The organism is Cupriavidus oxalaticus (assembly GCF_004768545.1).
In the GTDB taxonomy this organism is placed as follows: domain Bacteria; phylum Pseudomonadota; class Gammaproteobacteria; order Burkholderiales; family Burkholderiaceae; genus Cupriavidus; species Cupriavidus oxalaticus_A.
This window is the reverse complement of record NZ_CP038635.1, coordinates 1,303,983-1,319,119: the sequence shown is the minus strand read 5'-3', so window position 1 is coordinate 1,319,119 and position 15,137 is coordinate 1,303,983. Positions and strand designations below refer to the sequence as shown.

The following is a 15,137-nucleotide window of genomic DNA, read 5'->3' as shown; positions in this document are numbered from 1 at the left end:
TCCCGCCCGGAGCCCCCAGAGTCATGAGCAAGCTGAAGGAACTACCGCTCTCTGCGCTGCAGTTCTACGCTACGGCGCCCTACGCTTGCAGCTACCTGGAAGGCCGCATGGCGCGCTCGCAGGTCGCCACGCCCGCGCACCTGATCAACGCCGACGTCTATTCGCGCCTGGTGCGCGCAGGTTTCCGGCGCAGCGGCATCTTCACCTACCGGCCATATTGCGACGATTGCCATGCCTGCACGCCGTGCCGGGTGCTGGTCGACCAGTTCACGCCCGACCGCTCGCAGCGCCGCGCCTGGCGCCGGCATGAGCACCTGCAGGCGCTGGTGGCGCCGCTGACCTACGTCGAAGAGCACTATTCGCTGTACCTGCTGTACCAGTCGATGCGCCACGCCGGCGGCGGCATGGACCAGGACAGCCGCGACCAGTACGAGCAGTTCCTGCTGCAAAGCCGTGTCAATTCGCGCCTGGTCGAGTTCCGCGAACCTCCGGGATCGCCCGAGGCAGGCCGCCTGCGCATGGTCAGCATGATCGACGTGCTCGACGACGGGCTGTCGTCGGTCTACACCTTCTACGACCCGCTCGAGCGCAACGCCAGCTACGGCACCTTCAACATCCTGTGGCAGATCCAGCAGACCCACGCGCTCGGCCTGCCGCACCTGTACCTGGGCTACTGGATCGCCGACAGCCGCAAGATGGCGTACAAGGCACGCTTCCAGCCGCTGCAGGTGCTGACCGGCAACCACTGGCACGCCTTCGAGGAAAAGGACGCCGCCGCGGCCCCAGACGCCCCCGACACGCCTCCCGCGAAGGAGTAGCCCGCCACCGGGCAAGCGGCCCAGCCGCTACAATGCCGGGCTGGAATTCACTCTGTGACGGCCCCGCCGGCCGGCTGCCCCGTGCTCAACGCGCTCTACCCCCTGTTTCGCCCCGCCCTGTTCTCGATGGATGCCGAGGACGCCCACCATTTCACGCTGAACAACCTGCTGCGCGCCCACCGCATGGGCCTGGGCGGCTGCATCGGCAACAAGATCGCCGACGATCCGCGCACCGTGATGGGCGTGCGCTTCCCCAACCCGGTCGGGCTGGCCGCCGGGCTGGACAAGGACGGCGCGTATATCGACGGGCTGGCCGCGTTCGGCTTCGGCTTTATCGAGGTGGGCACGGTCACGCCGCGCGCGCAGCCGGGCAACCCGCGCCCGCGCATGTTCCGCCTGCCGCAGGCGGATGCGCTGATCAACCGCATGGGCTTCAACAACGGCGGCGTCGATGCCTTTGTCGCCAACGTCAAGGCGTCGCGCTGGAAGGCCGAGGGCGGCGTGCTGGGGCTGAATATCGGCAAGAACGCCGATACGCCGATCGAGCGCGCCAATGACGACTACCTGTACTGCCTGGAGCGGGTCTACCCGCACGCCAGCTATGTGACGGTCAATATCTCGTCGCCCAACACCAAGAACCTGCGCCAGCTGCAGGGCGCCAGCGAGCTGGACAGCCTGCTGTCGACGCTGAAGGACGCGCAGCAGCGCCTGGCCGACCAGCACAAGCGCTACGTGCCGCTGGCGCTGAAGATCGCCCCGGACCTCGACGCCGACCAGATCGGCAATATCGGCGACGCGCTGGTGCGGCACAAGATCGACGGCGTGATCGCCACCAACACCACCATTTCGCGCGAGGCGGTCAAGGGGCTGCCGCATGCCGAGGAAGCCGGCGGCCTGTCGGGGCGCCCGGTGTTCGAGGCCTCCACGCGCGTGGTGCGCGCGCTGCACGCCGTGGTCGGCGATGCGGTGCCGATCATCGGCGTGGGCGGCATCTTCAGCGGCGCCGATGCGCGCGCCAAGATCGACGCCGGCGCGAAGCTGGTGCAGGTCTACAGCGGGCTGATCTACCGCGGCCCGGCGCTGGTGCGCGACTGCGCCGCGGCCTTGCGTCGCTAAGCCTTCTCCATCCCCCTGCCGGGGCCCGGCTCGAGGAAAACCTCGACGCCCGGGATGCGCAATTGCATGAAGATGGGATCGCCGCAATCGGGGTAATCCACAAGGAAATCACGAATCCCGCGCAATAATATGCGCCTGAATGGCCGATAGCGGGCGTCTGACAGCATCGGATGCCGCGCTTTGGCATGATGACTACGCATTTCGTGCGCGAGAAGTGGTATCCTCGCAGGCTTATCGCTGTCGCATCCGACGCGCCCGCGCACGCTCCCTCTCGCCGCAGGAAGCCGCCGCGCACGCCCCGGACCGGCACCGTCCGCCAGTGCACGGGCGAGCGCCAGGACAGCGGACCGAACCATCCGCGGCCGCATCCATCCAGAACCGAGCATTCGGGGGAGAACAGATAATGAAGTCCATCAAGGGTCTCGCAGCAACCAAGTCGATCCTGGGCGGCGCCGTGGCGCTGGCCTTGCTGTACGGCGGCGCCGTGCAGGCCCAGACCGTCAAGGTGCTGTCGATCGTCGACCACCCCGCGCTGGACGCGATCCGCGACGGCGTGCGCGCCGAACTGAAGGCGGCCGGCTATGACGCCGACAAGAGCCTGAAGTGGGAATACCAGAGCGCCCAGGGCAACACCGGCACCGCCGCGCAGATCGCCCGCAAGTTCGTCGGCGACAACCCGAACGCCATCGTTGCCATCGCCACCCCGTCGGCCCAGGCCGTGGTCGCCGCGACCAAGACGGTGCCGGTGGTGTACTCGGGCGTGACCGATCCGGTCGCCGCGCAGCTGGTCAAGAGCTGGGCCGCTTCGGGCACCAACGTGACCGGCGTGTCGGACAAGCTGCCGCTGGACAAGCAGGTCGCCCTGATCAAGCGCGTGGTGCCGAAGGCCCGGAACGTGGGCATGGTCTACAACCCGGGCGAGGCCAACTCGGTGGTGGTGGTCAAGGAACTGAAGGAGCTGCTGGCCAAGGAAGGCCTGACGCTGAAGGAAGCCGCCGCGCCGCGCACCGTGGACATCGGGCCGGCCGCCAAGAGCCTGATCGGCAAGGTCGACGTGATCTACACCAACACCGACAACAACGTGGTGTCGGCGTATGAGTCGCTGGTCAAGGTCGCCAACGAATCGAAGATCCCGCTGGTGGCGGCCGATACCGACAGCGTCAAGCGTGGCGCGGTGGCCGCGCTGGGCATCAACTACGGCGACCTGGGCCACCAGACCGGCAAGGTCGTGGTGCGCATCCTGAAGGGCGAGAAGCCGGGCGCGATCGCTTCGCAGACCAGCGACAACCTGGAGCTGTTCGTGAACACGGGCGCCGCCGCCAAGCAAGGCGCCACGCTGTCGCCGGAGCTGATCAAGGAAGCCAAGACGGTCATCAAGTAAGCACGTCACTGCCCGCCGCCGTCGCAATACGGCGGTGCCCTGCCGCGCCTACCCGGCGCGGCAGGCGCAGACCGGGCGAGGCGGCGGGCGGCTCCACACGGGCCGCCGTGCCGCCCCGCTCCAAACCGGCGCCAGGGTAGCCGCCGGCCCCCGCAACAGGATTCCCCCATGTCCCTTTTTTCCCTTCTGGGCGCCCTGGAGATCGGCCTGATCTTCAGCCTGGTCGCGCTCGGGGTGCTGATTTCCTTCCGCATCCTCAACTTCCCCGACCTGACCGTTGACGGCAGCTTTCCGCTGGGCGGCGCCGTTGCCGCGACGCTGATCGCCGCCGGCCAGGACCCGTTCCTGGCGACCGTGGTCGCGATCGCAGCCGGCGCGCTGGCTGGCTGGATCACCGGCTGGCTCAACGTGCGTCTCAAGATCATGGACCTGCTCGCCAGTATCCTGATGATGATCGCGCTGTACTCGGTCAACCTGCGCATCATGGGCCGCCCCAACGTGCCGCTGATCACCGAGCCGACCCTGTTCACCATCCTGCAGCCGGAATGGATGCCTGACTACGTGCTGCGCCCGCTGGTGCTGTTCATCGTAGTGGTGATCGCAAAGCTCGGCCTGGACTGGTTCTTCAGCTCGCAACTGGGCCTGGCGATGCGCGCCACCGGCGCCAACCCGCGCATGGCCCGCGCGCAGGGCATTCCCACCGGCCGCGCCACGCTGGCCGGCATGGCGCTGTCCAATGCGCTGGTGGCACTGGCCGGCGCGCTGTTCGCGCAGACCCAGGGCGGCTCGGATATCTCGATGGGCATCGGCACCATCGTGATCGGCCTGGCCGCGGTGATCATCGGCGAAACCGTGCTGCCGGCGCGCCGCCTGATCTGGACCACGCTGGCCGTGGTGCTCGGCGCCATCCTGTACCGCTTCTTCATCGCGCTGGCGCTGAACAGCGACTTCATCGGCCTGAAGGCGCAGGACCTGAACCTAGTCACCGCCGCGCTGGTGACGATCGCGCTGGTGCTGCCGGCCACGCGCAAGAAGCTGTTTGCCCGCAAGAACGGAGGTGCCTGAGATGCTGCGCGCACAAGACCTGAAGCTCACCTTCAACCCGGGCACCCCGATCGAGACCCGCGCGCTGCGCGGACTCACGCTGGAAATCCCGAGCGGCCAGTTCGTCGCCGTGATCGGCTCCAATGGCGCCGGCAAGTCGACCTTCCTGAACGCGATCAGCGGCGACCAGATGGTCGACTCGGGCCGCATCACCATCGATGACACCGACGTCACGCGCCAGCCGGCATGGGACCGGGCGCACCTGGTGGCGCGCGTGTTCCAGGACCCGATGGCCGGAACCTGCGAGGCGCTGACCATCGAGGAGAACATGGCCCTGGCGATGGCGCGCGGCGCGAAGCGGGGTTTCCGCCCGGCGCTGAACCGCGCCTCGCGCGAGCTGTTCCGCGAGAAGCTGCGGCTGCTGAACCTGGGGCTGGAAAACCGCCTGACCGACCGCATCGGCCTGCTGTCCGGCGGCCAGCGCCAGGCGGTGAGCCTGCTGATGGCATCGCTGCAGCCGTCGCGCATCCTGCTGCTGGACGAGCATACCGCCGCGCTGGACCCGAAGACCGCCGCGTTCGTGCTGGAACTGACCGCGCGCATCGTCGAGGAGAGCAAGCTGACGACGATGATGGTGACGCACAGCATGCGCCAGGCGCTGGACTACGGGCAGCGCACGGTGATGCTGCACCAGGGACAGGTGGTGCTGGATGTCTCTGGCGACAAGCGCAAGGGGCTGGATGTGCCGGACCTGCTGAAGATGTTCGAGCAGACGCGGCATGAACAGCTGGATGATGACGCGCTGTTGCTGGGCTGACAGCGCTGACATCCAAGAAGAATGGGGAGCTTTGGCTCCCCATTCTTTTGCGTTCGATGACGCTTGAGTGTCCCGAATGTTTGCTCCCCTCTCCCGCGAGCGGGAGAGGGGAGCAAACCGGCAGCATGCAAACGACTAATCGATCGTGATGCGCCGCTGTCTGATCAACCCCGCCCACCGGACACTCTCCTTCTGGATTGTTGCCGCCAGCTGCTGCGGCGTGCCACCCGCCGCCTCCATCCCCAGCGTTGCCAGCTTTTCCTTCAGCGCCGCATCGGCCAGCACCGCGTCGGCATGCTGGCTGAGCTTGCGTACGATCTCGGGCGGCGTACCCGCCGGCGCCATCAGCGCATACCACGACACCGCCTCGAATTTCGGGAAGCCCTGCTCCGCGATCGTCGGCACATCGGGCAGCACCGTCGAGCGTTTGGTGCTGGCCACGCCCAGGGCGCGCAGCTTGCCTGCCTTGATATAGGGCAACGCCGCCGACAGCTGCGCGAACATCATCGTCACCTGCCCGCCGACCACATCGGTCATGGCCGGGCTCACGCCCTTGTACGGCACGTGGTTCAGCTTGACGTTGGCATCGAGCTGCAGCAGTTCCCCGGCGAGGTGCGCCTGGCTGCCGGCGCCGGGCGAGGCGAAACTCAGTTCGCCCGGTTTCTGTGCGGCCAGCTTGAGCAGGTCCGCCAGCGATCTGGCCGGCGTGGCCGCGTTGACCACCAGCACGTTTTCGGCGGTGGCGAGCATCGCCACCGGCGCCAGGTCGGACTGCTTGTAGGGAAGGTTTGGCATCAGCGTGGGATTCACCGCGATATTCCCGACCGGCACCAGTGCGATGGTGTAGCCGTCTGGCGCTGCCTTGGCCACCATGTCGACACCGATGGTGCCGGCGGCGCCTGCCTTGTTCTCGACCAGCACGCTCTGGCCGGTGGCCTTGGCGATGCCCTCCCCGACGGCGCGCGCCAGCACGTCGGCGGGGCCGCCGGCGGCAAACGGCACGATCAGGCGGACCGGCCTGGCGGGATAAGCCGGCGGCTGGGCATGGGCCGGCGCCGCACCGAGCCATGCCGCGCAGGCTGCCGCACAGGCAAACAGGCAATGCATGGCAAGGCGCCGGATGTCAGAACTCACGAAAGACTTAACATCGGATTTCACAGCGGCATTCACAGCGGATTTCATGACGTTTTCCCCAATTTGGCAGTAATCAGGCTATGGCTCCTCCACCGCGCCGGCAGTCTTGTTATCGCCGATGGCCGTGTGCGGTCAGACACGTTGCCTATCCCGTGCCCCGCTCTGCAGCGGCGGGACCGGTCAGCGCAAAGCTCGCGCGATCCGCTTCATTCGCCATCGCGGGCAGGCAGGCATAGTCGCCCGGCTGCACCTCAACGAAGCGCGCCAGTTCCAGCGACGCCAGCAGCGCGGTGCCGGCGGCATCCTCATGCATTCCCAGCAATGCCGCACGCACGCGAGCACACTGCTGCGGATCGGTTCCCGCCGACGCGACCAGCACCGGAATCGGTGCGGGCGGCGTCAGCGCCAGCGTCTTCAGCTGCGCGGCAAGCCCCGGGTCATAGCGGCGCAGCAGGTCCATCACATAGCTGTCGATCACCCCCACGTCGGCATCGCCAGCAAGCACGGCATCGATGACCTCGCGCGGAGTTGGCGTGGCCATCGCAGCGGGCCGGTACAGCGACTGCGTACCCGCCGGTGCCAGCCGCATCAGGTAATGGCGCGGCGCGTTATAGCCCGAGTTCGACTCAGGCAACATGCATGCCAGCCGCCCGCCGAAGGTTTGCGCCAGGGACTGCACCGGCGCATCGGCGCGCACGATGAACTCCGTGAAATAGACCGGCCTTCCGCCATAGCGCGCATGCGACGGAACCGGCGCGGCCAGCAACTGCGGCGTAACCGGCGCGCTCGCGTACGGATAGCCACACATGAACACGCAGCCGCAGTCCGGCCGCGCCCACAGCGCGCTGACCGGCGCCGGCGCGGGATGCCCGACATACGGCAACGCAACGCCCGCGCGCTCGGACACGCGCGCCAGCAGCGCGCGCCATGCCGCTTCGGCCTGCGGCGTTACCGCGTACATGCGGGCATTGGCAATCATGCGTACACCAGCTTCTGGCCCAGCCCGCGCTGCTCGGCCTTCTTCAGGATGGCATGTCCCAGCGCGATATCGCTGAGCGACAGGCCGCGGTGCCAGAACAGGTTGGTTTCGTCGTCGCTCTGGCGGCCGGGCTTGCGGCCGGCGGCGATCTCGCCCAGTTCGGCGTAGAGCGTCTGTTCCGACAGCTTGCCCGCTTCGACATGCGCGCGCAGCGAGCCGAACATGCCGCCCTTGCACTGGCCCCAGTCGTCCACCACCATCCGCGTCATGATGTCGGTCAGCGACAGCTCGACCGCGCTCATGGTGCCGTAGGGCACGACGAACGCACCGGGCTTGATCCATTCGGTCTTGAGCATCGGCGTCGGGCGCTCCAGGCGCGACGCCTCGACCACGATGTCGGCGCCGCGCACGCACGATTCCCAGTCGTCGGTCACCACGATCTTCTTGCCGAGATCGCGCTCCAGCCGCGCGGCAAAGGCATTGCGGCTTTCCGGACGGCGCGAATGCACGCGGATCTCGTCGAAGTCATAGAGGCTGTCGAGCAGGCGCACATTCCAGTACGAGGTGCCGCGCGCGCCGATATGGCCCAGCACCTTGCTGTCGCGGCGTGCCAGGTGCTTGGCGCCGAGCGCGGTCAGCGCGCCGGTGCGGGCATCGGTGATGAAGGTGGCGTCGATCACCGCCACCGGCATGCCGGTGCGCGGATCGAACAGGTTCAGCATGGCCATCTCCGAAGGCAGGCCGAGCTTGTAGTTGTCGACGAAATCGCCGACGACCTTGACGCCGGCCAGCCCCAGCGGCGCCACGTAGCCGCGCAGCACGTTGAAGTGGCCGTTGAAGGCCGGGTCCGGCATCAGGTGCACGCGCGGCTCGATCACGGTCTGGCCATTGCCCTGCGCAACCAGTGCCTGTTCCACCGCATCGATGATTTCGGCATCGGTCATTTCCAGCCGCGCAATGTCCCGGCCGTTGAGATAGGTGAGATGAATGTCAGCCATACGGTCCCCGCTCTCCAGATCAGTGTGTGGTGTGTCGATGGAGTCCAGTGTAGGGTTGGCGCCCTTGACTGTCATATGCTTATATATCCGCCTGCCTTAACATCAGGTTAATGCCATGAAAATGAACCTGCGCCAGATCGAAGTCTTCCGCGCGGTGATGCTGACCGGATCGATCAGCGGCGCATCGAAGCTGCTCTATGTGTCGCAACCGGCCATCAGCCGGCTGATGTCGCACACGGAACAACGGCTCGGCCTCGAACTGTTCCGCCGCACCAAGGGGCGGCTCTACCCCACGCCGGAAGCGCGGCGGCTGCTGGGCGAAGTCAATGCGGTCTATGAAGGGATCGAGCGCGTCAACGAGATCGCCGAGGATCTCGCCGCCAACCGGACCGGCAGCCTGCGCATCACATGCAGCCCCAACCTGGGGCAGACCGTGCTGCCGCGCGCGATCGCCAGCTTCCGCGCCGCGCACCCGGCGGTGCGCGTGGTGGTGCGCACGCAGATCCCCGGCAACATGTTGCGTGCGCTGCTATCGGGACAGGTGGACCTGGCGGTGTCGAACATGCCGCTGACGCACCCCAACCTGGAGGCGCGGCTGCTGGTGAAGAACGAGATCGTGGCGCTGGTGCCGGTGGCACATCGGCTGGCCACGCGCAAATGGGTGCGTCCCGCCGACCTGATCGGCGAAGACCTGATTGGCTATGGACCCGATGTGCCGTTCGCGCTGCTGGTGCACGAGATGTTCGGCAACGATGGCGACCAGCCCGACATGCGGGTACAGGTGGAGCAGGCCCATGTGGCGCGCGCGCTGGCGCAGGCCGGTGCCGGCATCGCGCTGGTCGATGCCATGACGGTATTCGGCGCGAACTGGCCCAATATCGTCGCCGTGCCGATCCGCACCAGGGTCAATGCCTCGGTGCAGATCTTCCATGTGCAGACGGAGCCGCTGTCGCGGCTGTCGCTGGAGTTCGTGGAGACGCTGACGGGGATGATGAAGCGTTGAGCCGCGGGGGCGGCTGCGGCGAGGCGTATCGGCCTCAGGCCGTGGCCGCCTTGTCCAGCCACCTCGCCAGCTGGTCCGTCACCGCGCTGCTCGAGAACGAGCAACTGTCCTGCGCAAACACCGCCGACATCTCCAGCCTGCGCAGCAGCTCTTCCATCGCCTGCCCATAGACGGGCGGCAGCGCCAGCCCGCTGCCGGCATCGCGCCACGCACGCACGAGTTCCTGCGCGGGCATGGCCCCCGCGACGTGCCGGTCCAGTGCGGCGCGCATGCGCGCCAGCGTTTCCGTGTTGGCTGCGCTCATGAACGCGCCCTCCTTTCCTTGTAGAGTTCGCGGAACGTGCGGCCCGACGGGGCCGGCATGTCGCGGGTTTCGGTCCAGCCCTTGCCGGCCATCGGCAGGCTGGTGATCAGCTTGTTGCCGCCGCCCATGCGGCCCAGCCACCAGGCACCGATGCGCGTGGCAAAGGCATACAGGTCGGGCCGCTTGGCCACGTAGCCCCAGGCCTTCAGCGCAAAGCGCTCCTGCCACGGTCGCAGGCCGCGTTCCATCTGCTTCTCGCGCAGCTTGCGCAACAGGTCCGACAGCGGGATCGAAGCCGGACAGACCCGATTGCATTCGCCGCACATGGTCGCCGCCTGCGGCAGGTCCACCGCATTCGCCAGGCCTACGTAGCTGGGCGTCAGCACGCTGCCCATTGGCCCCGGATAGACCCAGCCATAGGCATGGCCGCCGATCTTCTGGTAGACCGGGCAATGGTTCATGCAGGCGCCGCAGCGGATGCAGCGCAGCATCTCCTGGAAATCGCCGCCGATCAGCCCCGAGCGGCCGCCGTCGACCAGCACGAAGTACATATGCTCGGGGCCATCGCGCTCGCCTTCGGCGCGCGGGCCGGTCAGCAGCGAGAAGTAGTTGGAGATCGCCTGGCCAGTGGCCGAACGCGGCAGCAGGCGCATGACCGTGGCCAGGTCTTCCAGCGTCGGCAACACCTTCTCGATGCCGGTCACGGCCACGTGCACGCGCGGCATCACCGTGCACATGCCTTCGTTGCCTTCATTGGTAACCACCGCGACCGACCCGGTCTCGGCGATGATGAAGTTGCCTCCGGTCACGCCCATGTCGGCCGACAGGAATTCCGGGCGCAGCACCTCGCGCGCCTCGCGGGTCATCTCCGGGATATCGGTCAGCCGCGGCTTGTGGTGAACCCTGGCGAACAGGTCGGCGATCTCGTCCTTGTCCTTGTGCACCACCGGCGCAATGATGTGCGATGGCGGCTCCGAGTCGTTGATCTGCAGGATGTACTCGCCGAGGTCGGTCTCGATGCTCTGCACACCCATCTCGCCCAGCACCTGGTTCAGGCTCATTTCCTCGGTCACCATCGACTTGCTCTTGATGACCTTCTTCACGCCGTGCTTCTGCGCGATCTCGGCGACCAGGCGCGCGGCGTCGGCGGTGGTCTCGGCGAACAGGACCGTGGCGCCGCGGCTGGTGGCGTTCTGCTCGAACGTCGCCAGCCAGACATCGAGGTTTTCGAGCGCGCGGTTGCGGCGCTCCTTCAGCGCCTCGCGCGTGGCGTCGAAGTCGATGTCGCGGATGGCATCGGCGCGTGCCGTGACGAACTTGGTCGAGAGCTTCTTCAGGTTCTGCTGCAGGCGCTGGTCGGCCAGCTTCTGGCCGGCGCGCGCCTTGAATTCCATACTGTGGACTTGCATCGTGGCGTCTCTCGTTGTCAGGCGTCGCCGGCCAGCACCTGGGCGATATGCAGCACGCGGGTCTGGCTGTCGCCGGTGCGGCGCAGCCGGCCTTCGATATTGAGGATGCAGCCCAGGTCGCCCAGCACCACCGCATCGGCGCCGCTGGCCTTGATGTTGGCGCATTTCTCGTCGACGATGGCCGTCGAGATATTGCCGTACTTGACCGAGAACGTGCCGCCGAAGCCGCAGCAGGCTTCGCAGTCCTTCATCTCGGTGAGCTGGACGCCGGGCAGGCGCGACAGCAGTTCGCGCGGCTGTTGCTTGACGCCCAGCTCGCGCAGGCCGGAACAGGAATCGTGGTAAGTGATATGGCCGGCAAAACCGGACGGCAGCGTCTCGACGCGCGCAACGTTGACCAGGAACTCGGTCAGCTCGTACACCCGTTCGCGCAGGCGTTCATAGCGGCCGTTCAGCTCCGGATCGTCGCGCAGCAGGTCACCGTAGTGGTGGCGGATCATGCCGCCGCAGCTTCCCGACGGGACCACGATGTAGTCGAACATCTCGAACTCGCGCAGGAATTTCTCGGCGAGATCCCGCGACACCGGGCGCTCGCCCGAGTTGTATGCCGGCTGGCCGCAGCAGGTCTGCGCCTCGGGCACCATGACCTCGTAGCCCGCGGCTTCCAGCAGCTTCAGCACCGAAAATCCGATCTCCGGACGCATCAGGTCCACCAGGCAGGTGGCGAACAGACCGACTCGCATTGTTGGCTTCTCCAGACCCCAAAACCCCGCAATTATGCGCGCCTTGGGCCGCGCGTGGCGCACAAGCGGTTCATCGCCGGCATGAATGCGGTGCGAAACACATCACTTTCCCAGGCGACATCACGGGGCGATTCTTACCGTAATGTCATTTCACCTATTGAAATTTTCACGATGCGAGATAGAATCAGGCAGATACTTAAAAATGCCGCAAAGCAACATTCTCTCTTTCCACTATGTCCGAAGCAGACAAGTCACCCGGCAAGACGTCCATCCAGGTCATCGAGCGCATGATGACCCTGCTGGACGCCCTCGCCCAGCACGCCGACCCGGTCAGCCTGAAAGAGCTGTCGCTGGCCACGGGCCTGCATCCTTCCACCGCGCACCGCATCCTTAACGACATGGTGGCCTGCCGTTTCGTCGATCGTTCCGATCCGGGCAGCTACCGTCTTGGCATGCGCCTGCTGGAACTGGGCAACCTGGTCAAGGCTCGACTGTCGGTGCGCGACGCTGCGCTGGCGCCGATGCGCGCGCTGCACCGCGTGACCGGGCAGACGGTCAACCTGTCGGTACGCCAGGGCGACGAGATCGTGTATATCGAGCGCGCCTACAGCGAGCGCTCCGGCATGCAGGTGGTGCGCGCCATCGGCGGCCGCGCGCCGCTGCACCTGACCTCGGTCGGCAAGCTGTTCCTGGCCGCCGACGAGTCGGCGCGCGTGCGCAACTACGCCACCCGCACCGGCCTGGCCGGGCATACCCGGACCTCGATCACGGACCTGACCAAGCTGGAGCGGGAGTTGAACTGGGTCCGCACCAATGGCTACGCCCGCGACAATGAAGAACTGGAACTGGGCGTGCGCTGCATTGCCGCCGGCATCTACGACGACTCGCGCCGGCTGGTGGCGGGCCTGTCGCTGTCGGCCCCGGCTGACCGGCTCCAGGACAGCTGGCTGCAGAACCTGAAGGAAACCGCGCTGCAGATCTCGCGCGGCATGGGCTACGTGTCCGAAGCCGCGGCCTGAGCGCCGGCATTCGTTCGAGAGCGCGACGACGCGCGGGCCGCCAGCAATGGCGGCCCGCGCGTTTTTACTTCCGGCATCGGGCACATTGATTCACATAGGTTTACCCTTAGTTTTCTGATAACCAGCAAACCTTATAATCGACGGCCATGCGAACCCGTGCCGTCACCCTCACCGAACAGGTCACCCGCCAGTTGCGCGCCGATATCGAAAGCGGCGCGTACCCGGTCGGCACCCGGCTGCCGACCGGCAAACAGCTCTCGGAGCAATATGGCGTCAGCGCCGCGGTGATCCGCGAAGTCACCGAGCACCTGCGCTCGCAGGGCTTTGTCGAGACGCGCCAGGGCGTGGGCTGCACGGTGCGCTCGCGGACCGGCGCGGCGGGGTTCCAGCTGCCGCGCGAGCCCGATATCGACGCCGCCGGCCTGGCTGACCTGTACGACCTGCGCATCGACCTGGAAGGCGCCGCGGCCGCGCTCGCGGCCGTGCGCCGCACCGATGACGACGTCGCCGCGCTGGCTGCGCTGCTCGAGCGGCTGCATGCCCACCTCCACGACGGGCAGCCGGCAACCGATATCGACGCGGCCTTCCATATCGGCATCGCCGCGGCGACGCATAACCCGTATTACCGCCAGTTGCTGCAGTACCTGAACCTGCAACTGCACCAGGCAGTCGCCACCGCGCGCGCCAATACGCTGCGCCAGCCCGGGCTGGCCGAAGGCGTGCAGGCCGAACATGAAGCCATCGTCGACGCGATCCGCCGCGGCGACCCCGACGCAGCCCGGACCGCCGCGGTCACCCACCTGCGGAACGCGGCGCGGCGTCTTGGCCTGACGCTGCGCGCGCGCGCCGCCAGCCCTTCCCCCGCGGAGCCCTGACACCACGGAAACACCGAACATCATGCAAACCGCTCATTTCGCCCAACGCCTCGCCGAAGCGCTCGGCCCCGACACTGTCCTGACCAACCCCGACGACATCGCTCCGTGGCTGTCTGACTGGCGCGGCATCTATCGTGGGCAGGCGCAGGCAGTGGTGCGGCCGCGCAGCGTGGAACAGGTCTCGCGCGCGCTGGCGCTGTGCCAGCAGGCGGCGGTGCCGGTGGTGCCGCGCGGCGGCAATACCGGCCTGTGCGGCGGTGCTACGCCTGACGGTCAGGCGGGCAACGTGGTGCTGAGCCTGGACCGCATGAATGCGGTGCGCTCGCTCGACACCATCGCCAACACCATGGTGGCCGAGGCCGGCTGCATCCTCGGCAACCTGCGCCGCGCCGCGCAGGAGGCCAACCGGCTGTTGCCGCTTTCGCTGGCGGCCGAGGATTCGTGCCAGATCGGCGGCAACCTGGCCACCAATGCCGGCGGCGTCAACGTGGTGCGCTATGGCATGGCGCGCGAGCTGGTGCTGGGCGTCGAAGCCGTGCTGCCCAACGGCGAGGTGTTCAACGGCTTGCGCACGCTGCGCAAGGACAATACCGGCTATGACCTGAAGCAGCTGCTGATCGGTTCGGAAGGCACGCTGGGCGTGATAACGGCGGCGGCGTTGCGGCTGTTCCCACGCACCGATGCGCGCAGCGTGGTGCTGGCGGCAGTAGCCTCGCCAGCGCAATCGCTGGAGCTGTATGAGCTGCTGTTCGCGCAGTGCGGCGCGCGCCTGCAGGCATTCGAGTTCTTTACCGGAGACTGCCTCGACCTGGTGCTGACGCACGCGGAAGGCGTGCAGGAACCGTTCGCGCAGCGCTATCCCGCCTATGTGCTGGTCGAACTGGCAGACACCACGGATGAGGATGCGCTCAACGCGCTGCTGGAGCGCGTGATCGGCGAAGCGCTGGAGCGCGAACTCTGTCTCGACGCGGCGGTCTCGGCATCGCTGGCACAGCTGCAGGCGCTGTGGAAACTGCGCGAGGAAATCTCCGAGGCACAGCGCGCCGATGGTCCGCACCTGAAGCACGACGTGTCGCTGCCGATCGAACAGATCCCGGCGTTCATGGCGTCAATGGCAAGCCGGCTGCGCGCGCTCGACCCGGCGATCCGGCCCTTTGTCTTTGGCCACTTCGGCGATGGCAATCTGCACTACAACCTGTCGCGCCCGGCAGGCGCCCCCAAGGACTGGGCAGCGGCCCAGGGCGAGACTGTGACTGACGCGGTGCTGGATGAAGTAATGCGCTACGGCGGCAGCATCAGCGCCGAGCACGGCATCGGCCAGCTCAAGCGCCATGCCTTCCTGGCGGTCAAGGATCCGCTGGAATTGCGGCTGATGCGAGAGATCAAGGCGGTATTTGATCCGGCCGGGATCATGAACCCGGGCAAGCTGCTCTGAGCGCTGTCGCGCTGGTACAAAAAAACGCGCCGGGATCCGGCGCGTTTTTCATTGCAGGTCAG

Annotated in this window: 15 protein-coding genes; 9 read left to right on the top strand and 6 right to left on the bottom strand. The window is 67.0% G+C overall.

The window, feature by feature from the left end:
• Nucleotides 1–23: 23 nt before the first annotated feature.
• The 5 genes from E0W60_RS16960 to E0W60_RS16940 all read left to right on the top strand — a co-directional run bounded on the left by E0W60_RS16960 (nt 24) and on the right by E0W60_RS16940 (nt 5,176).
• The gene (locus tag E0W60_RS16960; RefSeq protein WP_133096815.1) at nt 24–818 is read left to right on the top strand and encodes an arginyltransferase; all 795 of its coding nucleotides are present in this window, start codon (nt 24–26) and stop codon (nt 816–818) included.
• An 81-nt stretch (nt 819–899) separates the two neighbouring features.
• Entirely contained in the window at nt 900–1,934 is a 1,035-nt protein-coding gene (locus tag E0W60_RS16955) for a quinone-dependent dihydroorotate dehydrogenase (protein WP_133096918.1), read from the top strand.
• 403 nt (nt 1,935–2,337) lie between these two features.
• The gene (locus tag E0W60_RS16950; RefSeq protein WP_135705010.1) at nt 2,338–3,315 is read left to right on the top strand and encodes an ABC transporter substrate-binding protein; all 978 of its coding nucleotides are present in this window, start codon (nt 2,338–2,340) and stop codon (nt 3,313–3,315) included.
• A gap of 168 nt (nt 3,316–3,483) precedes the next feature.
• The gene (locus tag E0W60_RS16945) at nt 3,484–4,380 is read left to right on the top strand and encodes an ABC transporter permease (RefSeq protein WP_029047685.1); all 897 of its coding nucleotides are present in this window, start codon (nt 3,484–3,486) and stop codon (nt 4,378–4,380) included.
• Nucleotide 4,381: 1 nt separating this feature from the next.
• On the top strand, nt 4,382–5,176 hold the full coding sequence (locus tag E0W60_RS16940; protein WP_063238620.1) for an ABC transporter ATP-binding protein: 795 nt from the start codon (nt 4,382–4,384) through the stop codon (nt 5,174–5,176).
• A gap of 135 nt (nt 5,177–5,311) precedes the next feature.
• On the opposite strand, the gene E0W60_RS16935 is transcribed toward E0W60_RS16940, so the two are convergent.
• From E0W60_RS16935 to E0W60_RS16925, 3 genes are all read right to left on the bottom strand, one after another.
• The gene (locus E0W60_RS16935) at nt 5,312–6,358 is read right to left on the bottom strand and encodes a tripartite tricarboxylate transporter substrate binding protein (protein WP_133096813.1); all 1,047 of its coding nucleotides are present in this window, start codon (nt 6,356–6,358) and stop codon (nt 5,312–5,314) included.
• Nucleotides 6,359–6,455: 97 nt separating this feature from the next.
• Nucleotides 6,456–7,289: a phosphate/phosphite/phosphonate ABC transporter substrate-binding protein gene (locus E0W60_RS16930; RefSeq protein WP_135705009.1), complete on the bottom strand. Its 834-nt coding sequence runs from the start codon at nt 7,287–7,289 to the stop codon at nt 6,456–6,458.
• Nucleotides 7,286–8,287 carry an ornithine cyclodeaminase family protein gene (locus E0W60_RS16925; protein WP_133096811.1) on the bottom strand — a complete coding sequence of 334 codons (1,002 nt, stop codon included), beginning with the start codon at nt 8,285–8,287 and terminating at the stop codon, nt 7,286–7,288. Before E0W60_RS16925 ends, E0W60_RS16930 begins: the two co-directional genes overlap by 4 nt.
• 115 nt (nt 8,288–8,402) lie before the next feature.
• Between E0W60_RS16925 and E0W60_RS16920 the strand changes: the two genes are divergently transcribed.
• Nucleotides 8,403–9,290 carry a LysR substrate-binding domain-containing protein gene (locus tag E0W60_RS16920; RefSeq protein WP_135705008.1) on the top strand — a complete coding sequence of 296 codons (888 nt, stop codon included), beginning with the start codon at nt 8,403–8,405 and terminating at the stop codon, nt 9,288–9,290.
• A gap of 34 nt (nt 9,291–9,324) precedes the next feature.
• On the opposite strand, the gene E0W60_RS16915 is transcribed toward E0W60_RS16920, so the two are convergent.
• Genes E0W60_RS16915 through E0W60_RS16905 form a run of 3 tightly spaced genes read right to left on the bottom strand, consistent with a single transcriptional unit; the run spans nt 9,325 to nt 11,746 of the window.
• Nucleotides 9,325–9,594: a hypothetical protein gene (locus tag E0W60_RS16915; RefSeq protein WP_133096809.1), complete on the bottom strand. Its 270-nt coding sequence runs from the start codon at nt 9,592–9,594 to the stop codon at nt 9,325–9,327.
• Nucleotides 9,591–11,003, bottom strand: coding sequence for a LutB/LldF family L-lactate oxidation iron-sulfur protein (locus E0W60_RS16910; RefSeq protein ID WP_135705007.1), 1,413 nt, complete (start codon nt 11,001–11,003; stop codon nt 9,591–9,593). The genes E0W60_RS16915 and E0W60_RS16910 overlap by 4 nt, the downstream gene beginning before the upstream one ends.
• A gap of 17 nt (nt 11,004–11,020) precedes the next feature.
• A complete protein-coding gene (locus tag E0W60_RS16905; protein ID WP_133096807.1) occupies nt 11,021–11,746 on the bottom strand; it encodes a (Fe-S)-binding protein in 726 nt (241 codons plus the stop codon).
• Nucleotides 11,747–11,979: 233 nt separating this feature from the next.
• Here E0W60_RS16905 and E0W60_RS16900 point away from each other — a divergent pair, with 233 nt between their 5' ends.
• The 3 genes from E0W60_RS16900 (at nt 11,980) to E0W60_RS16890 (ending at nt 15,075) form a co-directional block, all read left to right on the top strand.
• Nucleotides 11,980–12,765 (top strand): IclR family transcriptional regulator, encoded by a 786-nt coding sequence (locus tag E0W60_RS16900; protein ID WP_029047693.1) that lies wholly within the window; start codon nt 11,980–11,982, stop codon nt 12,763–12,765.
• A 146-nt stretch (nt 12,766–12,911) separates the two neighbouring features.
• On the top strand, nt 12,912–13,640 hold the full coding sequence (locus E0W60_RS16895; protein WP_135705006.1) for a FadR/GntR family transcriptional regulator: 729 nt from the start codon (nt 12,912–12,914) through the stop codon (nt 13,638–13,640).
• 22 nt (nt 13,641–13,662) lie between these two features.
• Nucleotides 13,663–15,075 carry an FAD-binding oxidoreductase gene (locus tag E0W60_RS16890; RefSeq protein WP_135705005.1) on the top strand — a complete coding sequence of 471 codons (1,413 nt, stop codon included), beginning with the start codon at nt 13,663–13,665 and terminating at the stop codon, nt 15,073–15,075.
• The last annotated feature ends 62 nt before the right edge of the window (nt 15,076–15,137 follow it).